Source organism: Pseudomonas sp. GW821-FHT01C01, assembly GCF_059422645.1.
Window position 1 is genome coordinate 19,213 of the sequence record NZ_JBWKXF010000057.1, and the last position, 20,582, is coordinate 39,794.

At 58.1% G+C, this 20,582-nt stretch carries 14 protein-coding genes; 9 read left to right on the plus strand and 5 right to left on the minus strand.

The window, feature by feature from the left end:
• The first annotated feature begins 150 nt into the window (after positions 1–150).
• The 4 genes from AC07XF_RS24865 (at position 151) to AC07XF_RS24880 (ending at position 8,278) form a co-directional block, all read left to right on the plus strand.
• On the plus strand, positions 151–1,896 hold the full coding sequence (locus AC07XF_RS24865; RefSeq protein WP_495028598.1) for an ABC transporter ATP-binding protein/permease: 1,746 nt from the start codon (positions 151–153) through the stop codon (positions 1,894–1,896).
• Between the two features lie 302 nt (positions 1,897–2,198).
• Positions 2,199–3,353: a response regulator gene (locus AC07XF_RS24870; RefSeq protein WP_495028599.1), complete on the plus strand. Its 1,155-nt coding sequence runs from the start codon at positions 2,199–2,201 to the stop codon at positions 3,351–3,353.
• Positions 3,354–3,391: 38 nt separating this feature from the next.
• A complete protein-coding gene (locus AC07XF_RS24875; protein ID WP_495028600.1) occupies positions 3,392–7,801 on the plus strand; it encodes a response regulator in 4,410 nt (1,469 codons plus the stop codon).
• A 42-nt stretch (positions 7,802–7,843) separates the two neighbouring features.
• Positions 7,844–8,278 carry a VOC family protein gene (locus tag AC07XF_RS24880; RefSeq protein ID WP_495028601.1) on the plus strand — a complete coding sequence of 145 codons (435 nt, stop codon included), beginning with the start codon at positions 7,844–7,846 and terminating at the stop codon, positions 8,276–8,278.
• Between the two features lie 213 nt (positions 8,279–8,491).
• On the opposite strand, the gene AC07XF_RS24885 is transcribed toward AC07XF_RS24880, so the two are convergent.
• Positions 8,492–9,406, minus strand: a complete 915-nt coding sequence (locus tag AC07XF_RS24885; protein ID WP_495028602.1) for a LysR family transcriptional regulator — start codon at positions 9,404–9,406, stop codon at positions 8,492–8,494.
• A gap of 235 nt (positions 9,407–9,641) precedes the next feature.
• Between AC07XF_RS24885 and AC07XF_RS24890 the strand changes: the two genes are divergently transcribed.
• Genes AC07XF_RS24890 through AC07XF_RS24900 form a run of 3 tightly spaced genes read left to right on the plus strand, consistent with a single transcriptional unit; the run spans position 9,642 to position 12,517 of the window.
• Positions 9,642–10,817 (plus strand): M20 aminoacylase family protein, encoded by a 1,176-nt coding sequence (locus tag AC07XF_RS24890; RefSeq protein ID WP_495028603.1) that lies wholly within the window; start codon positions 9,642–9,644, stop codon positions 10,815–10,817.
• Positions 10,818–10,863: 46 nt separating this feature from the next.
• On the plus strand, positions 10,864–11,643 hold the full coding sequence (locus AC07XF_RS24895) for an ABC transporter substrate-binding protein (RefSeq protein WP_495028604.1): 780 nt from the start codon (positions 10,864–10,866) through the stop codon (positions 11,641–11,643).
• Between the two features lie 10 nt (positions 11,644–11,653).
• Positions 11,654–12,517 (plus strand): phytanoyl-CoA dioxygenase family protein, encoded by an 864-nt coding sequence (locus AC07XF_RS24900; protein WP_495028605.1) that lies wholly within the window; start codon positions 11,654–11,656, stop codon positions 12,515–12,517.
• 212 nt (positions 12,518–12,729) lie between these two features.
• Here AC07XF_RS24900 and wrbA read toward each other — a convergent pair whose 3' ends face one another.
• Positions 12,730–13,332: an NAD(P)H:quinone oxidoreductase gene (gene wrbA, locus AC07XF_RS24905; protein WP_495028606.1), complete on the minus strand. Its 603-nt coding sequence runs from the start codon at positions 13,330–13,332 to the stop codon at positions 12,730–12,732.
• Positions 13,333–13,626: 294 nt separating this feature from the next.
• The gene (locus tag AC07XF_RS24910; RefSeq protein WP_495028607.1) at positions 13,627–14,085 is read right to left on the minus strand and encodes a winged helix-turn-helix transcriptional regulator; all 459 of its coding nucleotides are present in this window, start codon (positions 14,083–14,085) and stop codon (positions 13,627–13,629) included.
• 135 nt (positions 14,086–14,220) lie between these two features.
• Here AC07XF_RS24910 and AC07XF_RS24915 point away from each other — a divergent pair, with 135 nt between their 5' ends.
• Complete coding sequence (locus AC07XF_RS24915; protein WP_495028608.1) at positions 14,221–15,504, plus strand: MFS transporter; 1,284 nt, start codon at positions 14,221–14,223, stop codon at positions 15,502–15,504.
• On the plus strand, positions 15,501–16,397 hold the full coding sequence (locus AC07XF_RS24920) for an EamA family transporter (protein WP_495028609.1): 897 nt from the start codon (positions 15,501–15,503) through the stop codon (positions 16,395–16,397). Before AC07XF_RS24915 ends, AC07XF_RS24920 begins: the two co-directional genes overlap by 4 nt.
• An 18-nt stretch (positions 16,398–16,415) precedes the next feature.
• Here AC07XF_RS24920 and AC07XF_RS24925 read toward each other — a convergent pair whose 3' ends face one another.
• Both AC07XF_RS24925 and AC07XF_RS24930 read right to left on the minus strand, forming a co-directional pair.
• Positions 16,416–17,180 carry a tetratricopeptide repeat protein gene (locus tag AC07XF_RS24925; protein WP_495028610.1) on the minus strand — a complete coding sequence of 255 codons (765 nt, stop codon included), beginning with the start codon at positions 17,178–17,180 and terminating at the stop codon, positions 16,416–16,418.
• A 351-nt stretch (positions 17,181–17,531) separates the two neighbouring features.
• A partial coding sequence (locus tag AC07XF_RS24930; RefSeq protein WP_495028611.1) for a beta strand repeat-containing protein occupies positions 17,532–20,582 on the minus strand: 3,051 nt, incomplete at its 5' end.

Genomic DNA, 20,582 nt, shown 5'->3' on the forward strand with positions numbered 1-20,582 from the left:
GGCGGCCAGGTCTGGTTAAGCCATTCTGGGAATTCGATAACGGCTCTCCCGCGACTTTCCCTAATTAATGCAAACGATTAGCATTGGCGAATCCTACCTCCCCTCCCTTTCAAACTCAACGTCGCCAGCGACCGGGCTCCCCAGGACCACATGCACACACTCCACAATTTCTGGCGTCTCGCTCGACCTTTCTGGTTATCCGAACAAAAGTATCCGGCCCTGCTGCTGCTTGTCGCTACGGTGCTGATGACACTGTGCCTGGTGGGGATCAATATCCTCACCAACTTCTGGAACCTGCACTTTTACAATGCCTTGCAGGACAAGGACTACCAAGGTTTTATCCTCGGCGGCCTCCAGTTCATCCTGCTGCAAATCGGTACCGCCACCTTCACCGTGGCTGCGTTTCACTTCCAGCAGAAGCTGACATTGCGCTGGCGCCGTTGGGCCACGCGGAACATGCTCGATCAATGGCTGGATAGCCAGCGTTACCAGAAAATGAAGCTGACCGGGGCCGACGTCGACAACCCCGATCAGCGGATCGCCGAGGACATCGATCTATTCATTATCAAATCGCTCAAATTGAGTTTGGGACTGTTGACATCCGTGGTCTCGCTGTTTTCCTTCCTGCATATCCTCTGGCAGGCTTCCGGCCTGGTCAGTATTCCGTTCGCCGGCCAATCCTTGGTCATTCCGGGGTTGCTGGTATGGATCGCTCTGGTTTACGCGCTATTGGGCACGGGCTTCGCGTTCTGGCTGGGACGCGCATTGCCACGACTCAATTTCATGCAACAACGGCGCGAAGCGGATTTCCGGTTCTCGCTGATGCGTCTGAGAGAAAATGCCGATTCGGTCGCTCAATACCGAGGCGAAACCGTGGAAAACCTCCGTTTCAATCAACGGCTGGAGGCGGCCCTGGAAAACTTCTGGGCGCTGGTGAAAAAACAGAAATTGGTCATGGGCTATTCAACGTTCTACTTGCGCAGCGCCACCGTCATTCCGATGTTCATCATGGCGCCACAGTTTTTTGCCGGCGCATTCTCACTCGGCCGCCTGACCCAGATAAGCGCCGCCTTCGGCGAAGTGCATGCGGCCATCGCTTATCTGGTTGAAGTGTTCCCGGAACTGTCCGAGTGGAAATCGGTGATCGACCGGCTGGTCGGTTTCCAGGAGCGACTGGATAGCCTCGAGGTCGAGTCGAAGGTCATCGTTGGTCAACAGTCCAAAGGCTTCCATATCAAGGACCTGGACATCTGGTTGCCGAATGGCCGGCGCTTGCTCACAGGCTTTAATCTTTCACTCCAACCCGGCGACAGCCTGTTGATCAATGCCCCGTCCGGCTACGGCAAGTCGACGCTGATTCGTGCGATCACAGGGCTTTGGCCTCATGCTAGCGGTTCAACCGCTTACGACCGAGAGCGGACCCTGACACTCTCGCAAAAACCCTATCTGCCGCTGGGCAGCCTTCGAGAGGCTCTCTGGTATCCCCATCCGCCCCATCACGAAAAAGACACTGCTCTGCGCTGGGCCATGCAGCAAGTCGGCCTGCAACACCTGAGCGAACACCTGGATCAGGAACTTGACTGGGCTCAGACCCTGAGCATTGGCGAATTGCAGCGTTGTGCCTTTGTACGGGCGTTGATGACCCGCCCCGCGCTGCTGTTCCTCGACGAGAGCAGTTCGGCGCTGGATTCAGTGAACGAGGCGCGCTGCTATCAGTTGCTTAAACAAACACTACCGGAGTCGATCCTGATCAGCGTCGGCCACAATGCCTCTCTGGAGCAATTCCATTGGCAAGTCCTGGAGCTGCAAAGCGAGTCTCAGTGGGAGTATCGAAAGGTTAACGTTGGCGACGCCGCGTGTCAGTCCCGAGGGGATTACAGTGCGATCAAAGACTGAACGACTATAGAGAATCGTTAATTGCCTCTCTGGAAAGGCAGCAATCGAGCCCGTTTCAGTCAAAGCTGATCGGCAGCTATGGGCCGGAACCGGACCTTCCTGACAGACAGCAATCGGCCATTTGAGGCCCTTCGCGACAGGCAGAAATCGGTGATAAGCAGTCGGTTGCAGTGTGTGAGTACTAAATCAAGGCGATTCAATGTCTTGGTTCGTCGCCAGCAATTGCGATGAATAGAGCTACGCTTGTCTGCAATAGAGGGACTTTGCGCAATCCTTCTTCATAGGGCAGCGGAGCCAAAGACATGGGTATTGAACAGGATGTCTATCCTGCGGCCACCGTTCTGGTGGTCGATGATACGCCAGACAATCTGATGCTGATGACCGACCTGCTCAGGGACAGGTATCGGGTCAAAGCCGCCAACAGCGGCGAAGCGGCTTTGCGCGTGCTGCAAAATAATCCGCTGCCGGACCTGATCCTGCTCGACATCATGATGCCGGGGCTGTCGGGTCATGAGGTGGCCCGGCAGCTGCAGCAAGATCCGCGCACCCGCCAGATTCCAATCATTTTTCTCACTGCCCTGGCGTCAATGGAAAACGAAATCCAGGGCCTGGAGCTGGGCGCGGTCGACTACATCACCAAGCCGATCAGTCCGCCATTGGTCCTGGCGCGGGTGCAGACCCAACTGAAGATCAAGGCTGCTGCTGACTTCCTTCGCGATCAGAACGACTTTCTCGAACAGGAAGTCCAGCGTCGTACCCGTGAGGTGGTAGCCATTCAGGATGTCACTATCCAGGCCATGGCTTCGCTGGCCGAGACCCGCGACAACGAGACGGGCAATCACATCCGTCGTACCCAACACTACGTCAAACTGCTGGCCGAACTGCTGCGCGACCATCCGCGTTTCAATCCATTCCTGAACGATGACAGCATCCGCCAGCTGTTCAGGTCCGCACCGCTGCACGACATCGGCAAGATCGGCATTCCTGATCACATCCTGCTTAAACCGGGTCGTTTCACCCCGGAAGAATTTGAAATCATGAAAACCCACACCACCTTGGGGCGCGATGCCATTCAGCGTGCCGAGGATCAGTTGGGCCTTTCGGTGGACTTTCTGCGCGTGGCCAAGGAAATCGCCTACAGCCACCAGGAAAAATGGGATGGCAGCGGCTACCCGCAGGGGCTGGCTGGCGAAGAAATTCCGCTCAGTGCCCGATTGATGGCGGTGGCGGATGTCTATGACGCGCTAATCAGTCGTCGTGTGTACAAGGCGGGAATGCCGCACGAACAGGCCGTGGAGATCATTCGGCAGGGGCGTGCGATCCACTTCGATCCGAATGTCTGTGATGCTTTCCTTGCCAATGCCGAGCAATTTCACGTTATCGCCAAGTGTTTTGCAGACAGCGACCAGGACATGACCAGGCTGGTCGACCTGCAACGCAATACCCAGAAACCCTGAACGGTCACACGCCGGTTTTACATCAACGGGGACCTCCAATGACCAGAGTGCTCGCCCTGCTGGAAAAACTGCCCCTGCGCATCAAGTTGATCCTCGGTTTCGCGACGTTAGGGGCGCTGGTTTTGGTGCTCGGCGTGCAGAGCCTGCGCACCCAGGAATCGTTGAAAAAGGATATGCAGAGGCTGTATCAGCAAGAGTTGGCCGGCATCGGGCAATTGCAGGAAGCGAGGGTGCAGATGCCGCATCTGATGCAGGCTCTGCAGCGTGCCGTCGGCGGCAACAGCGAGGATGTGCGCATCAAGGGCGTCGCGCAATTTCGTGAGGCTCGACAACATCTTCAAGAGGCTCTGCTCCAGACACAGCCGACCCTCTGGCGCCAGGAAAACCTGGAGCGATTCGCCACGTTCGAGGTATTGCTGGAGCGCTTGCAACACGATGGCGAGGCGGCACTGGAACTGGCCGACGCGGGGGATCAAGCGCAAGCCTTTCGGCTGATCAATAGTGACGAGTTCCAGAGGTTGGATGAACGGGGTGACGACCTGCTGAAACAGATGGCTCAGATCAAGGAAACCTCCATTCATGACACGGCCAAACAGATCGCAGAGTTTGCCGGGAGCAGCACCCGGCTCACTTATGAATTGCTGCTGGGCGGTCTGACACTGGCGTTGTTGATGGGCTGGTTGATCAGCCGTTCGATTCGCCTGCCCCTTGATCGGGTGCGCGCCGCCGTTGACGAGCTGACCGCTGGCCGACTGGACGGGACGATTCCCCATACCGATCTGCAAAATGAAACCGGCGATCTGGCGCGTGCAATCGCAACGCTGCAGACCGAGTCGCAACAGTTGGAGCGCCAGCGCTGGGTCAAAGCGCAGACAGAACAGCTTCAAGCCGACCTGCCACAAGCGGAAACACCGCACGAGCTGGCTCAGGTTTTTCTGCGGCATATGGCGAGCATGCTCGGCATATGCCGGGGTGTGATCTACAGCCTGCAAGAGAAGGAGGACAACTTGCAGCTGATTGGCGGCTACGCGACCGACCCGGATTATCCGCCTGCACCGACTGTGGTCCTGGGGGCCGGTCTGCTGGGACAGTGCGCGCTGGATCGTGCACCGCTTGAATTGCAGGGGCTTGCCCAGCCGTTCGGTCGGTTGCATTCGCAACTGGGTGAGGTGCCGGCGAGCTATCTGCTGGTGCAACCGGTTTTACGCGGTGAACGTCTGCTCGGCGTGCTCGAGCTGACGGGTTATCTACCGCTGGGCGCACGTGAGCAGGCACTGCTGCAAGAAGCCATGCCACGGTTGGCCGCAGCCATGGCCGTGATGGAGCGCAATCTGGCAGTGCAATCGTTGCTGATCGAGACCCGGCGCCAGGCCGACGAAATGGGTGAGCAAGCCTTGCGGCTGGAGCTGCAGTCGAAAGAGCTTGAAGCGCAGCAGAGCGCCTTGCGTGCCACCAAGGCCTGGTATCGCGCGATCCTCGAGGCGGCGCCGGACGGCATGATCGTCATCAATGCCGAGGGCGCGATCCTGATGACCAACCCGCAACTGGACGTGTTGTTCGGTTACGCCACCGGTGAGTTGGTGGGCGAGACCATCGAGCGGCTGGTGCCTGACGCGGCGCGCGGGCGGCACGTGACCTTGCGCAATGGCTTCATCGCCCATGGCAGTACCCGCCAGATGGGCGCGAACCTGGATGACCTCAAAGGCGTCCGCAAGGACGGCAGCCTTTTTTCCGTGGAGATCGGCCTCTCGCACTTGCCGCTTCTGGAGGGGCGCGGTACGTGCATCTGCGCTTCTGTTCGCGATGTCAGTGAGCGACGGCAGATGCAAGCGGCGCTCAAGTCCAGCGAAACGCAGTTGCGTGCGGTATTGGACAGCAGTCCGGTGGCCATGCTGATCCGTGGCGATGATGGCCGCCTGAGCTACTGCAATCCGGAGCTGGAGAGCCTGTTCGGCGTCAGCCGCGAGCAGCTTGGCGACATAGATGAAAGTCACTTCTGGTGCGACGCACAAGCACGCGGCCGCTTCCTGGACGCGGCCGCCAGGGGGGCGGTTTTGAACTTCGAGGCCAGCCTGCAGCGCGATGAAGGAGAGCGTTTCGAGGTCTTGCTCTCGGCCGTACCCTTGACACTTGGTGAGCGCAGCATCAGTGCCAGTTGGTATTACGACATCACCGACCGCAAGGCCGCCGAGGCGCAAGTGCAGCACGCCCGGGAGATCGCCGAAGAGGCGACACGGGCCAAGAGCGAGTTCCTCGCCAACATGAGCCATGAAATCCGCACGCCGATGAATGCCATTATCGGCATGAGTCACCTGGCGCTGCGCACCGAGCTCGATAATCGGCAACGCAACTACATAGTGAAGGTGCATCGCTCGGCGGAGAACCTGCTGGGGATCATCAACGACATCCTCGATTTCTCCAAGATCGAGGCCGGCAGGATGGATCTGGAGCTTATTCCATTCCGCCTGGAAGACGTGCTGGAGAACTTCACCAATGTGGTGGGCCTGAAGGCCGAGGATAAAGGCCTCGAGCTGCTCTACAGCACGGTCGCCGATTTGCCGACCGCACTGATTGGCGACTCACTGCGCCTGGGACAGGTCCTGGCCAACCTGGGCAATAACGCGACGAAATTCACTGAGCAAGGTGAAATTGTGCTGGGCATTGAGCGCCTTGGAAGTGATGAGGGCAAGGTGGAACTGCATTTCTGGGTGCGTGACACAGGTATCGGCATGAGCGAAGAGCAGTGCCAGAGAATTTTTCAGTCCTTCATCCAGGCCGATAGTTCCACGACTCGCAAGTACGGAGGGACCGGCCTGGGTCTGTCAATTTCCAAGCGTCTGGTGGAGCTGATGGGAGGACGCATCTGGGTCGAAAGTGTACTGGGCAGCGGTTCGACGTTTCACTTTTGCGTGAGTCTGGGCATGCAGGCAGATGCTCCTGCGCGACGCATGTTCACCGCCGATGAGTTGCTGGGCATCCGCGTGCTGGTGGTCGATGACAACGCCAGTGCCCGTGAGATTCTCTCGGGCATGGCGCACAGCTTCGGTGTCGAAGTGGACGTCGCTGAAAGTGGTCGTATGGCCCTGCGCATGTTGGCGCAAGCCGAGCACAATTTATTGCCTTTCGACCTGGTACTGATGGACTGGCGCATGCCGGGCATGGATGGGGTGGAGACGGTCCGCCAGATGCGGTCCGCCAACCTGATACGCACGCCTTCAGTCATCATGGTCACCGCCCTTGATCGCGAGGAATTGCTTGAACAGGCCAAACTCCAGCAAGTGCAACTACCGGTGGTGCTGACCAAACCGGTCACCCCGTCCACCCTGCTCGAAGCCATAGGTACAGTGTTCGGCAAAGTGCCACAGATCGGAACCCGGGCCAGTGAGCGCAACGAACAGAGTGCTGACAACATGGCGCGCCTGAAGGGAGCACGGCTGCTGCTGGTGGAAGACAACGAACTGAACAGGGAACTGGCCTGCGACTTGTTGCAAGGGGCGGGAATCGAGCTCGAGCTGGCTTGCGATGGTCAGCAGGCCCTTGATCTGTTGGCGTGTGACAGCGACTTCGACGGTGTGCTGATGGACTGTCAGATGCCCGTGATGGACGGCTATACAGCGACTCGCAGAATTCGCCAGCAAGCGAACTTCGCGGCGTTGCCGATCATCGCCATGACTGCCGACGCCATGGCTGGCGACCGCGAGCGCGCCCTGGCATGCGGCATGAACGACCACCTGTCCAAGCCATTGGATGTAGACGCCATGTTCGCCACCCTTGCCAGGTGGATCAAGCCACGGCTCGGGCGTGGGGGCCGGGCGCAGGAGGTGACCGTTCCTGACACATCCGAACAGTTGCCCGCCGAGCTTGAAGGTATCGATCAGGTCGCCGGGCTTGCCGCTTGTTCGGGCAAGATTAGCCTTTACCTGCGACTGTTGCGCAAATTCCACGCGACCCAGATGAACTTCGTCGAACAGTTCCAGACGGCACTCGCCGAACCCGACACGACAGCAGCCATGCGCATGGCCCACAGCCTGCGCGGTACCGCCGGGAACATCGGTGCCAAGGCTGTGGCGCAGGCCGCAGCACAGCTTGAGCAAGCATGCCGGGCTGACGAGCCAAGTACCGTGGTGCACGTTAATCTGGCCGAGGTTGAACAATGTTTGATGCCGGTAATGAGCGCGCTGTCACGCCTAGGGGAAGCTAACCCGGCGCCAGGGGAGCTGGCGCTGCCGCTCAGAGCAAAACTTCGTGAACGGCTTGCCAGGCTCCGGCAGCTATTGGCCGAGAGCGATACCGCAGCCATAGCAGCGCTTGACGAAATGCGTCGCCTGTCTCTCGATGATGCGCTGGCCAAGCGTCTGAGCCTGGTCGCTCAGCAGCTTGAACGCTTCGACTTCGACCGGGCCTTGGAGTTGTTGCAAAACGAAGTCAAACTTTCTCCCCCAGATTGACAATCACTTCGGGAGACACCGTTGAAGGAGGGACCGAAGGACATGACAGTCAAGCGAATGGACAACGTCCTGATAGTTGTCGACGATCTCGAAGCGGTGAAGGCGTTCTTTATCGAGTTGGGCCTCGAGCTGGAGGGCCAAACCACGGTTGAAGGACCCTCTATCGGAAGCCTCATAGGGCTTGGAGACGTCCGAGCCACCCTCGCGATGCTGCGGACTCCCGATGGGCAGGGAATTGAACTGGACAAATTCCACACGCCAAACGCAGTCAGGTTTGGGCCCGTGGACACCCCAGTGAACGCTTTGGGTCTTCGTCGCATCATGTTTGCCGTCGATGACATCGATGCTGCCGTTGCGCGGATGCAGGCCCATGGCGCAGAACTCATTGGCCAGATGCAGTACGAGAAATCGTACCGGCTCGCCTATATTCGTGGGCCTGAGGGCATCATCGTCGGGCTTGCCGAGCAACTCGGCTAAAGGCGGGCGGCTCGCTCGCGCACGACAGGCACCGCGCAGACAAGCAGCCGCCTAACCCCTTGTATGTCGGCTTTCCGGCCGTCTGGCGAGCAGGAACGAAGTTCGCCTTTGGGTCTATTTTTGCCAGTCATGACAGGCGGAAACCGGCAAGGAGCGGACAGTGAGGTTTGACGATGAAACCAGTGACGTCCGACTGAGTTTCGATAACAGCTCTCAGACCAGTAAATCGACGGTCTGCAACATGCGCCGATAAGGAGAATGCGCATGCCCCATCTCCAGGTGAATGGTTTCGATCAGACACTCCAGAAACCGCTCGGCCGCCGGCCGCAGTGGCTGCCCGCTTCGGCTGATGGCGCCCACCGAGGCACTGCCGACCGGCTCGCGCAGAGGCAAGGCGCACAAGCCTTCGCGCTGAGCGCATATCTCCACCAGCGGCCAGGGAAAGATGCTCAACATGTCGGTTTCACGCAGCAAGCTCAAGATGATCGAGAGCGAATGGGCGAAATGCACATGCCCATGCGTCGAAATCGTTCCGTCTTGTTGCGAGGCCAGTATCCAGTCAGCCGACGCCAGATCCTCCATGGTCCTGCTGTTCGACAACGGGTGTTGCTGGCGGGCCACCACCGCACAATCGGCCGTAAACAGCGGCAGATAGGTCAGGTCGGCACTGGAAAACCGGGTATCAAGCCGTCCGATAAACAGATCGACGCTCGCATCCCGCAGCAGCGGACACGCGACCGATGAAAGCCCCTCATACAACTCAAGTTGAACATTTGGAAACAGCTGGCGAAAACGCACGACGGATTTGGGCATGAGCGTCATCGCCAACCAGGGTGTCACGGCGACCGACAAGCACCCCACCAGCTCCCCCTTGCAATCAGGCAATACCTGACGGGCACTGACCATCTGTGCCACCAGCAGACGTGCCTGAATCAACAGCTTCTTGCCGAGTTCGGTAAACACAATCCCTGAGGTATTACGGATCAGCAATTGTGTCGCGGTGTCTGCCTCAAGCTTCTGGATGGCCTTGGTGACCGCTGCCGGTGAAGTGTCGAGCCTTTTTGCAGCGCCGCGGATACTGCCCGCATCGGCCACCGCCACCAGTGCATTAAGTTGATAGAACTTCATAGTGTCCGCCGGTGTTAACCCTGGGTTGCCTTGTTCACTTTCGATTGCCTGTCAGCTGCTGCCTTGGCCCTCTACTCTCGGACCAACACCACCTGGGCTTCGAACCTCATCAAAAGAACGTACCAGAAAAAGCCCAGGCACTTTGATGAAACGCATGATGCCGTAAGCCATCGCAGGATGTGGCCCTTGCGACAGACTGGTTTCTCCTCTTGGTCACCAAGGAAAAACGCTGCCAATGACACAGTCCATCACGCTGTTAAAAGAGATTGAGCAGGAAATGCGCGAACTGCGCCACCAGATCCATGCCAACCCTGAACTCGGTTATCAGGAGGTCGAGACTAGTGAGTTGGTAGCCGAACGATTGATCAAATGGGGTTATGACGTGACGCGCGGCTTCGCCGAAACTGCGGTCATCGCCACGCTGAAGAAAGGCACCAGTTCGCGTGTGATCGGCATACGGGCTGACATGGACGCACTGCCTATTCTGGAAAAAACCGGGCTCCCCTATGCAAGCCGGATACCGGGCAAGATGCACGCGTGTGGCCATGACGGGCATACGGTCATGCTCCTCGCCGCCGCCTACGCCCTCGCCCATGGCCATCCGTTCGATGGCACGGTCCGCCTGATTTTCCAGCCGGCCGAAGAAGGTCTGGCCGGCGCCCGACGAATGATTCAGGAAGGTGTGCTGCAACAGTTCCCCTGCGATGCAGTGTTCGCCGCACACAACATGCCTGGTTACCCTGTCGGAAAACTCGGGTTCCGAGCCGGGCCCTTCATGGCCTCCGCCGACCAGGTCAATGTCACGATTCATGGAAAAGGCGGTCACGGCGCGATGCCGCATCTGAGCGTCGACCCTGTGGTGGTCTGCGCAAGCATCGTCATGACCTTGCAGACAATCGTCTCGCGCAACATTTCACCTCAGGAAATGAGCGTTATCACCGTCGGGGCCATTAACGCAGGTAAGGCGTCCAACGTGATCCCGGACAGTGCACACATGCTGATTTCCGTCCGCTCACTGAACAACGCCGTCCGGGACCGCCTGGAGAGTCAGATAAAACACCTCATTCACACCCAGGCGCAGGTATTCGGCGCGACCGCCGAGATCGACTACAGTGCCGACTACCCCTTGCTGGTAAATGACGAAGAAATGACCCGGTTTGCCAGCCAGGTGGCCATCGACTGGCTCGGTGAGGACGAGGTGATGAACGACATCGTGCCCTTCAATGGCAGCGAAGATTTCGCCTACTTCCTGCAGCAATGCCCTGGCAGCTATCTGATCATCGGCAATGGCGACGGTGAACAGAGCTGCATGGCTCACGACCCTCGCTACGACTTCAATGACGACATCCTGATTCGGGGCGCTGGCTATTGGGTCAAGTTGACTGAGGCCTTCTTGCCACTCGACGCTTGAGCAACGACCTGCCAAACCGTGAAAACCAATAAAAAATGAGGTCATCATGCAACTATGCAAATTTCAATACATCACCCTGCTGTTCGGGTTGATCATCACCCCGCTATCGCAGGCAGAACCGGTGATCAAATTCGGCGTCGACCCTAGCTACCCACCTTTCGAGCAAAAGCAGCCAGATGGTTCATTGAGTGGTTTTGATATCGACCTGGGCAATGCCCTATGTGCCGAGTTGCGGGTCAAGTGTATTTGGGTCGAGCAGACCTTCGACGGCATGATCCCGGCGTTAAAGGCGAAGAAATTTGACGCCATCCTGTCTGCATTCAGCGCCACCGAGGCACGTCGCCAGCAGGTCGATTTCAGCCACAAAATCTACACCGCGCCGTCTTCTCTCGTTGCTAAAAAAGACACCGGATTGCTGCCGACGGCAGAATCATTGAAAGGCAAGTCGGTTGGGGTGGTTCAAGGCTCGCTACATGAAAGTTATGCCAAGTCGCAATGGGGCCGCCAAGGCGTCGATATCCTTTCCTACCAAACCCAGGACCAGGTGTTTTCAGACCTCATCACCGGACGCCTGGATGCCTCGTTCCAGGCCTCGGTACAAGCCGACATCGGATTACTGCAAAAGCCTCAAGGCCAGGGCTTTGCCTTCGCCGGTGAGCCCATCACCGACAAAAGCATCATTGGCGATGGCGTTGCTATCGGTGTCCGAAAAAACGAGCCTGATCTCAGAGAGCAGCTGAACACGGCCATTGCCAGTATTCGTCAATCAGGCCAGTACGACCAGATCGCGAAGCAGTACTTCAACTTCGATATTTACGGCGAATGAGGTAGTCCCCATGAACGAAATGACACAACGCGGTGAATCTCGTTTTGCCTTCCCCGTCAGCGACGAGACTGTGCGTGCCTTTCAAACTGATGGTGCAGTGTGTATCCGTAATGCGTTTACTGCGCAGCAAATCAGCGAACTGACGCAAGGCATCGAGCGCAACCTTGCCCATCCCAGCCCTCGCGCAAAAGTGGCGAGCAGCCCTACGGATCCTGGATGGTTCTTCGAGGACTTTTGTAACTGGCAAGAGAATGCGCACTATCGCGACTTCATCTTCAACTCCGCCATCGCCCCAATCGCGGCCGCCCTGCTGAACAGCCAACAGGTGCGCCTGCACCATGATCACTTGCTGGTGAAGGAGCCCAATACGCGCCAACGCACGCCTTGGCACCAGGACCAGCCTTACTACAACATCACGGGTTCAGACACCGTGAGTTTCTGGATTCCAGTCGACCCCGTGCCCAGGGAATCGACCCTCGAATTCATCGCTGGCTCACACAAGGGGCCCTGGTTGATGCCTCGGTCCTTCATGGACAGCCAGGCCAAATGGTTCTCCGAGGGAACACTAGGCGAGCTACCGGATATTGAAAGCCATCGCGAGGACTTTCCCATTCTCGGATGGACGTTGTCGCCGGGGGACATGGTGTGTTTCAACATGTTGACCTTGCATGCCTCTGCTGGCGTGGGCGGGCATAACCGTCGCCGCGCGTTTTCAGTGAGGGTCATAGGCGATGACGTGCGGCATGCGCCGAGACCTTGGGCCACCTCACCAGACTTTCCAGGGCTTAAAGATGCTCTGGCATCAGATGTACCTATGGAGCACGAGCTTTTTCCGACGCTCTGGCATCGAGATACCATAATGTCCGAGCGATAAGTTTGGGTCGGTTTCAGCCGATCGGGGAAGGCAGAAATCGGCCGATTCTGTTGAAAAAGTCGGATTTTCAGCTCGCCTGAACTCATCGGTCGCGGCACCAACACCGCGACAGCGCAGGTGGTCACGGCGTCTGGTGCAGCGCAGTCGCGCTGTGTGCTTTTTTGTTTGCCAACCGTCGCACCAATCATTTGAAAGTGCTAGGCCATCACGGATTAACCCGCGAGCTTTATTGCAAGCTCAGCGACGTGCTTACCCTGGAAGCGCGCAATATCCAGTTCATTCTGTGACGGTTGTCGTTTTCCGTCGGCACCTGCCAGGGTGGTCGCGCCATAGGGCGTACCGCCGCTGATCTCGCTCATGTTAGTCAGCCCTGCACAGGAATAAGGCACACCCACGATGACCATCCCCTGATGCAGGAGTGTGCTGTGGAACGACGTAATAGTGGTTTCCTGGCCACCATGTTGGGTTCCCGTCGAAGCAAAAACGCTGCCGATCTTCCCAACGAGAGCACCACTCATCCACAGTCCGCCGGTCTGGTCGAGAAACGTACGCATCTGTCCTGCCATATTGCCAAAGCGCGTCGGTGTGCCAAAGATGATGGCGTCGTAATTCGCCAGTTCGTCAGGTGTCGCCACCGGTGCCTTCTGGTCGAGTTTGACGCCGATGGCAGCTGCCTGTTCGGCCGGAATGGTTTCGGCGACACGCTTGAGCGTCACGTCGGTGCCGGGTACGGATCGTGCGCCTTCGGCCACTGCGCCAGCCATCGTTTCGAGGTGACCGTACATTGAGTAATAGAGAACAAGTACCTTCGCCATGATTTTTTCCTCGGTTCAGAACCATTCGATCGGTTTGAAACACCTTGGATTACCCCGCCGCCGATGAACAACAGCGTAGGCATAGCGCCGGATGCCCCATGAGACTGCTGAGACTTTGACGGCGTGCTGACTAACACTAGCAGCTCAGTAATTTGCCTGCCGTCAGACATGGCATGGCGCTTCTGAGCAGGATCGTAGCCATCGTCCTTTAAGCGTGATGTTCAATGCGATGCTATGTAACCGTCTGGCCTCCAATTGAGTCATTCATTCGGTGAGCGTCGGCTATGGGTCGATTCACGCCCCGATGGCAACAAGTCTCACCCTGTGGCAGTCAGACGGCCCAAGTTTTTGACCGCTTGATGAGCGAACATCAATTGGCATCAGAGACTGTCCGGACTCATTGTCCAACAGCACAGAACGCGCCTCTTCCGGCTTGAACAGGAAACGTTCGCCCCACTGCCTCATACTGACCACAACCGGAAAGATCTCCCGTCCTTTGTCCGTAAGGACGTACTCCTTGTAGGCGCTTCCATCTGACGCCGGTCGAACGTCGAATACACCGGCCTCAACCAACGTTTTCAGTCGCGATGCCAAAATATTTTTGGCCACGCCCAAGCTCTTTTGAAACTCGCTGAATCGGCGAATGTCGTCAAATGCGTCGCGAATAATCATGAGCGACCAGCGATCCCCAATTGCCTCCAGTGTTCTTGCTACCGGGCATTCGCTGCTTTGCGGTGAAGCGCCTTCGACCATCGTATTTACCTTTTGGATAAGGGTTGCCAGGTCTGTCGATCAATCCGGAGCAACCTGGTTGCAATTTGAAACCGAACTTGGCAATAATTAAAACCAGTTTCCAATTGAAACCAGTTTAACGCCATGGAGGCGTGCATGACAGCAGATGCCGACTCAGCCACCAAACATTTCTCCAGGCAGCCTTCGGGATTGCCGCATACGGTTACCGGAGAAAGCAGCAGGACCAACCGGTCTCCGGGGCTTTCTCCCTCGCTCACGTTATTGTTTTCCGTCACCTGCGCACTTGCAGTAGCCAATGTTTACTTTGCCCAACCCTTGCTCGCCTCAATCGCTGAGAGCCTGGGCGTCGCCTCAGGATTGATCGGGGTCGTGGTGACAGCCACTCAGGTTGGATACGCGCTGGGGTTGCTGTTCATCGTACCGCTGGGCGATATGGTCAACCGTAAACGGCTGATTTTGACTCAGGTGATGTTGTCTGCAATTGCGCTGGCGGCAGTCGGCGCATCACAGCAATGGCTGCCCCTGCTGGGAGCCATGAGCGTGATGGGCTTACTGGCAGTGGTCGTTCAGGTGCTTGTGGCCTATACCGCCGTGCTGGCAACGCCATCACAACGTGGGCAGGCAGTGGGAACCGTAACCAGCGCAATTGTCCTGGGCATTCTTCTGGCGCGGTTTACCTCTGGGCTGATCGCAGATCTAGCGGGCTGGCGCGCCGTTTATTTCGTTTCCTCAGGATTGATGCTGACCATCGCGGCAGTGCTCTGGAAAGTGGTTCCTGGCGCAGTGTCGCCACGCAATCAACACTCCTACCAAGCTCTCATCCGGTCGTTCTTCAAGCTGTTCATGACCGAGCCGGTTTTGCGGATCAGGGGTCTGTTGGCCTTACTGATCTTTGCCGCTTTTTCCGTGCTATGGACATCCATGGTGCTGCCGTTGAGCGCTCCGCCGCTGTCGCTTTCACACACTGCCATCGGCATGTTCGGCTTGGCCGGCGTCGCCGGTGCCCTTGCTGCCAGAAGAGCCGGTCGCTGGGCCGATCAAGGTTTGGGACAACGAGTTACCGGTATTTCGCTGGGGCTCCTCACGCTTTCCTGGTTGCCCATCACTTTTGCCGAGACGTCCCTGATAGCGCTGGTCTGCGGAGTGGTCTTGCTCGACTTCGCGGTGCAAGCAGTACACGTCACCAACCAGAGCCTCATTTTTGCTGCACGACCCGACGCCCAAAGTCGCATGGTCGGTGCATACATGTGCTTCTACTCGGTCGGTAGCGCGCTGGGGGCGGCAGCCGCGACCCAGGTTTATGCGCTTTGGGGCTGGATGGCAGTCAGCCTACTGGGCGCCTTGATCAGCGCTACAGCTTTGGCGCTGTGGGTTCTTACAAGTCGTTTCTCAACGAACATTCAAGGAAGATCAGTATGAAAGCCGGGCACCTACTACTCGCAATCTCGATTACTGCCATATGGGGCGTGAATTTCTCGGTTATCAAACTGGGCCTCACCACCGTTGACCCGCTGATTCTTGCTGGCATTCGCTTTACGCTTTGCGCACTTCCAGCGATCTTTTTCATTCCGAAACCTGATGTGCAGTGGCGCTACATCATTGGTTACGGTCTAGTCTTCGGTATCGGACTTTGGGGCGTCGTTAACATTGGCATCAAGTCTGGTCTTTCAGCAGGCATCGCTTCGCTGGTGCTTCAGTTCAGCGCGTTTTTCACCATCCTGCTGGGCTCATGGATATTCAAGGAAACGATTTCCCGCTACCAACTTGCGGGTATAGTTATCGCCTCCTGTGGCTTGTTGAGCATCATCTCAATTGTTGATGGGACAGTAACGACGGCCGGGCTGTTCTTGGTGCTGCTGGGAGCGGTCGCCTGGAGTGCGGCCAACGTGATCAACAAAAAAGCGAAGACCACCCAGGTCTTCGCTTTCCTGGTGTGGTCCAGCGCGTTTTCGCCCATCCCACTGTTCGCGCTTGATTACGCTGTTAACGGCTCGACGGGTTACAGCGCATTGGTGAATCAACTCGACTACCGCGCCGTCCTGTCGATCCTGTTCCAGGTATACCCCAATACACTGTTCGGCTACTGGGTGTGGAATTCACTTCTGAAACGATATCCAGTGTCTACAGTTGCGCCATTGTCATTATTGGTGCCGGTATTCGGACTGCTCGGTTCAGTCATAATTTTCAATGAGAGCCTGTCAGTCAACAAAATCGTTGCCGTCGTTCTCATCGTGTCGGGTCTTGGCGTCGGCTTATACGGACAGCGCGTCCTCAGTGCGGTGCTCAAGCGTTCTGACCGATGCCCATCGTGATGTTGGACACCCAGAAACTCAACCATGCACCAGGTAGGCTCCTGACGGCACCCGATATCGCAGCTTCTTGCATTTGCCGGGTGCAGGCTGGTGCCCCGGCGGACGATCAGGAAACCAGATTCGGCATTTACCCGGAGGCGGCAAATGGCCGCGGGGAATCTCAACCTCAGCGTACGCCCGCCCTGGCTCGATACTAGCCATTTGTAATTGTCCTTCGGGCCCGGCTCTGCCAGCCGCCGACGCATCCGAAACCCGATCTGTCTCTGCGCTAGCGAAGTAGCCAGTCTCGCGCCCAGTGTCCGGAGTGGATTGCTCAACACCCGCCAATTCCGCTTCGCGGCGCCTTTGGGTCTCCTCTTCCAGCCCCTTCTGTACTGCGACCAGGTCCTCTTTGGCATTGGGTGGGTTACCCGAAGATTGGGCCTGCTGCGCCGCCTGGATCAATTGGAAGTTGCGGTTGCGCAACTCGACGTTACGGCCAACCCGCATGTTCGAGCGCGCCGCCAAGGTTTCAGCCTGCTGGAACTGTCCCTGCTGCAGACGCAACACACCGAGGTAATGCAACGTCGCGGGATTGTTCGGCTGGATATGCAGGGCACGCTCCAGCGTGGCAGCGGCCTGGTCCAGTTGGCCATTTCCATACTGCCGCGAGGCGGTTTCGATCAGGGTGGTTGATGCGCTGTTACTCTGCGAGGGCGCTCTTCGCTCGGCGGCAACCGAACAAAACGACGCGACGGCGCAGAACGCCAGGATGAGTCCCGACAGAAAACTCTTGGTAGGCATCAGGGGGCGAACTCGACTGATCTCGGACGGCACTGAAGTAGAACAGGCCAAAGCGCTGCTCGGCATCTGCAATACAGGGCCCCAATTGACCTGGGCAGTACCCTGAAGTTCCCGTTTCAAAGGCCACCGCAGCCAGGACTTTAGCTGAGTCTTTCCAGCAGACAGGCATCGAGCACCACCCAGCACTCGCCCCGATAGTGCAACACCCGAGATAGGAGACTGCAGGGATCCCGGGGCGCCCCCTCGCTCCGGGTGGAGTGACGAGAAAATCACCGCCCACAGACCCCATCGCGGATTTGTTTGCGATGGGGTCTGCAACCGTGTAGCAACGTGCGGCCAGCAGCAAAAGCATCATGCCGACAGGATAAAGTCCGTCTGATCGATACCTGCACTGCTAACACCGACAAGGCGAATAGAGTCCACTCCGATCCCTATCACCGTGTCCGCCCCGTCAGCCGCAATGCTCACGTTGGCAGCAAACGTCTCGCTGGTGATCCCCAGTCCCGCGATATTGAGCAAGTCCTGCCCCCCGGTCGGATCGACGTCGAAGCCCTGGATCGAGTCGTTGCCGAAGCCTGCCGCAGCAAACATGAAAGTATCGTTGCCGAAGCCGCCGTCGAGCGTGTCGTTGCCCAGCCCGCCGAGAAACAGATCGTCACCCGCACCGCCGACCAGAATGTCGTTGGCCAGGCCGCCCAGCATCGTGTGGTTTGCCGCCGCAGCATCGTAGGCCAGCTCACTGCCGCTGCCCTCGGCGTTCGCCTGCAAACCCGCCGCCGCGTATTGGCCATTCAGCGCGACCTGCGACACATGCGCACCGTCGCTCACGCTGAGCATGCCACCGGTGCCTGTGTCATTTGCTGTAAAGGTGATCTGCGTATTGGCGCCGAACGCGACATCGCCAAAGTCCAGCTTGTCGCCCGTGGCAAAACCGCTGACGCTGCCACTGAACGCCGCCGACACATCAAGCTTGAGCGTGCCTGCCGCGCTGCTGTCGAACGTCACATGCTGATCGGACGCAGCACCGAACTCCAGTATCGCCGAACCGCTGATAGTCGCGCTTCCCGCGCCACTGGCATCTCCGTGGACGGTGATGTTGCCATCGTTCGCCCACAGGCTACCGCTGTTGGCGAGCGCACTTTCAATCACCAATCCGCCGCTGCCGCTGGCTTCCAGCACGCCAGTATTGGTGACGGTGTTGCTACCGGTATCGATCACCAGGGCATTGACGCCGCTGGCATGGATCAGGCCCGAGTTGACCAGCATCATCTGCCCCGCTCCCAACTGGCCGGCACCCGAGAGGGTGTTGTCGACATTGGTGAGCACCGTGTCCGCGCTGCCACCAAAGATCACGTTCTGCGCGCTGTCGGACAGAACCACTTGCCCGCCACCGGTCAACGTAGCGCCACGGAACAGAATCTCAAGGTCGGTCCCGCTGCCGGTGGAGCCGAGCTCTATGGTGCCGCTGTTGTCGATGCTGCCACCGAACGGCATGATCGCGCCGTCGGCAATGGTGATGGTGCCTGTATTGGTCGTGACCGGGTTCGCATCGAACAGCAGGTTGGCCGCGCTCAACGCCGCCGCATCCACGCCGTTGACCGTGATCGTCTGGTCGGCACTGATGCTGAGCACGGCGTTGCCGTTCGCGTCGTTGGCGATACTCACATCCGCAAAACCGTTGACGCCCGTGAAGCCGATCAAGTCAATTTTGTCCGCCGCCGCGTCGAAGCTGTAAATGACGTTGTTGCCGATCGGCTGGGCGAAGACGAAGGTGTCGGCACCGGACGAGCCGGTCAGGTTGTCGTCGGTGGACAAGGCGAAGATCGGTGCGCCTGGGGCATAGATTTCGACGTTGTTGGACACATAGGCGCTTGCCGGGATGCCGTCGCTGTTGCTCCAGTGCATGTTGACATCAAGCACCAACGCACCGGCGAAGTCGCTTGGAGTTGTCACAGTCAATGCGGCGGGATCGCTGGTTTGCACGGTCCAGGTGCCGTCACCGTTGTCGGTACCTGCATTGAACCTCCATCCCGAGGGAACCCCGCTGATGGCCACCGTTATTGGGCCGCTGATAGCGGCCGACGGAACGTTGAGGGCTAGATTGATGGGTTCACCCGCCACACCTGCCGGGAGATTTGCGCTAGAGGTGTACGCAACACCCGTATTACCAGCCAAGTCCGTGTAGGTGTTTGCAACGCTGGCTTTTACAGAACCATTGCTGGTTCTGGTGAAGTCCACTGTATAAGTAGTGCCGCTACCGGAGAAGTTGCTGAGGGTTCCGCGGCCTGCGGTGACACTGAAATCACTGATATCGAAGTTAATCACAGCTTCACTGAACGTGATGGTTATTTTGCCGCTATCGGTGTTCCCTAGCTGTGTCTGTGCCCCTGACGCTGTGAACACGGTTATGGAAGTCACCGTCGGCGCTACGGTATCAACTGGTGTCTCAACGACGTTCTGCACGTTTACCGTAATGGTCTGCGTGTCGGTTCCGCCATTGCCGTCGGCCACCTGAACGTCCACAACGTAGGCGTTGTCGCCGTCGGTGCCACCGATATCCTGGGGATTCTCGTAATCAGGCGCCGAAGTGAACGTCAGCACCCCACTCGAACTGATCGAGAACTTGCTGAAGTCCGTCCCGGCCGTATTCAGGATCGAGTAACTCAGCGTCTGCGCCGGCAGATCAGCATCGGTCGCCACCACTGTCGTGACCGCCGTGGTGTTCTCTGCCACGTTGACCGAAGCCGTTGCACCACCACCGTTGGAGCTGATTACCGGTGAGTTGTCGTTGACGCCCGTCACGGTTACCGCGATCGCCTGGTCGTCAAACAGCGTGCCGTCCGATGCCCGCACAATCACGTCATAGACGTTGTTCGCCCCCGAATCAGTCGGCGCTTCAAAGTTGGGTGCAGAGATAAAGCTCAGCACGCCTGTGCCTGAAACGATCGAGAACTTCGCGGCATCCGCTCCGCCGACGACGCTGTAGCTCAGCGTTTGTGCCGGCAGATCAACATCGGTCGCCGCCACTGTCGTGACCGCCGTGGTGTTCTCCGCCACGTTGACCGAAGCCGTCGCACCACCACCGTTGGAGGTGATCACCGGGGAGTTGTCGTTGACGCCCGTCACGGTTACCGCGATTGCCTGGTCGTCAAACAGCGTGCCGTCCGACGCCCTCACAATCACGTCATAGACGTTGTTCGCCCCCGAATCAGTCGGCGCTTCAAAGTTGGGTGCAGAAATAAAGCTCAGCACGCCTGTGCCTGAAACGATCGAGAACTTCGCGGCATCCGCTCCACCGACGACGCTGTAGCTCAGCGTTTGTGCCGGCAGATCAACATCGGTCGCCGCCACTGTCGTGACCGCCGTGGTGTTCTCCGCCACGTTGACCGAAGCCGTCGCACC

Bases quoted from the DNA above. Each gene is read 5' to 3' on its own strand.
- AC07XF_RS24865 (WP_495028598.1), top strand. From the start codon at position 151: ATGCACACACTCCACAATTTCTGGCGTCTCGCTCGACCTTTCTGGTTA.
- AC07XF_RS24870 (WP_495028599.1), top strand. From the start codon at position 2,199: ATGGGTATTGAACAGGATGTCTATCCTGCGGCCACCGTTCTGGTGGTC.
- AC07XF_RS24875 (WP_495028600.1), top strand. From the start codon at position 3,392: ATGACCAGAGTGCTCGCCCTGCTGGAAAAACTGCCCCTGCGCATCAAG.
- AC07XF_RS24880 (WP_495028601.1), top strand. From the start codon at position 7,844: ATGACAGTCAAGCGAATGGACAACGTCCTGATAGTTGTCGACGATCTC.
- AC07XF_RS24885 (WP_495028602.1), bottom strand. From the start codon at position 9,406: ATGAAGTTCTATCAACTTAATGCACTGGTGGCGGTGGCCGATGCGGGC.
- AC07XF_RS24890 (WP_495028603.1), top strand. From the start codon at position 9,642: ATGACACAGTCCATCACGCTGTTAAAAGAGATTGAGCAGGAAATGCGC.
- AC07XF_RS24895 (WP_495028604.1), top strand. From the start codon at position 10,864: ATGCAACTATGCAAATTTCAATACATCACCCTGCTGTTCGGGTTGATC.
- AC07XF_RS24900 (WP_495028605.1), top strand. From the start codon at position 11,654: ATGAACGAAATGACACAACGCGGTGAATCTCGTTTTGCCTTCCCCGTC.
- wrbA (WP_495028606.1), bottom strand. From the start codon at position 13,332: ATGGCGAAGGTACTTGTTCTCTATTACTCAATGTACGGTCACCTCGAA.
- AC07XF_RS24910 (WP_495028607.1), bottom strand. From the start codon at position 14,085: ATGGTCGAAGGCGCTTCACCGCAAAGCAGCGAATGCCCGGTAGCAAGA.
- AC07XF_RS24915 (WP_495028608.1), top strand. From the start codon at position 14,221: ATGACAGCAGATGCCGACTCAGCCACCAAACATTTCTCCAGGCAGCCT.
- AC07XF_RS24920 (WP_495028609.1), top strand. From the start codon at position 15,501: ATGAAAGCCGGGCACCTACTACTCGCAATCTCGATTACTGCCATATGG.
- AC07XF_RS24925 (WP_495028610.1), bottom strand. From the start codon at position 17,180: ATGCCTACCAAGAGTTTTCTGTCGGGACTCATCCTGGCGTTCTGCGCC.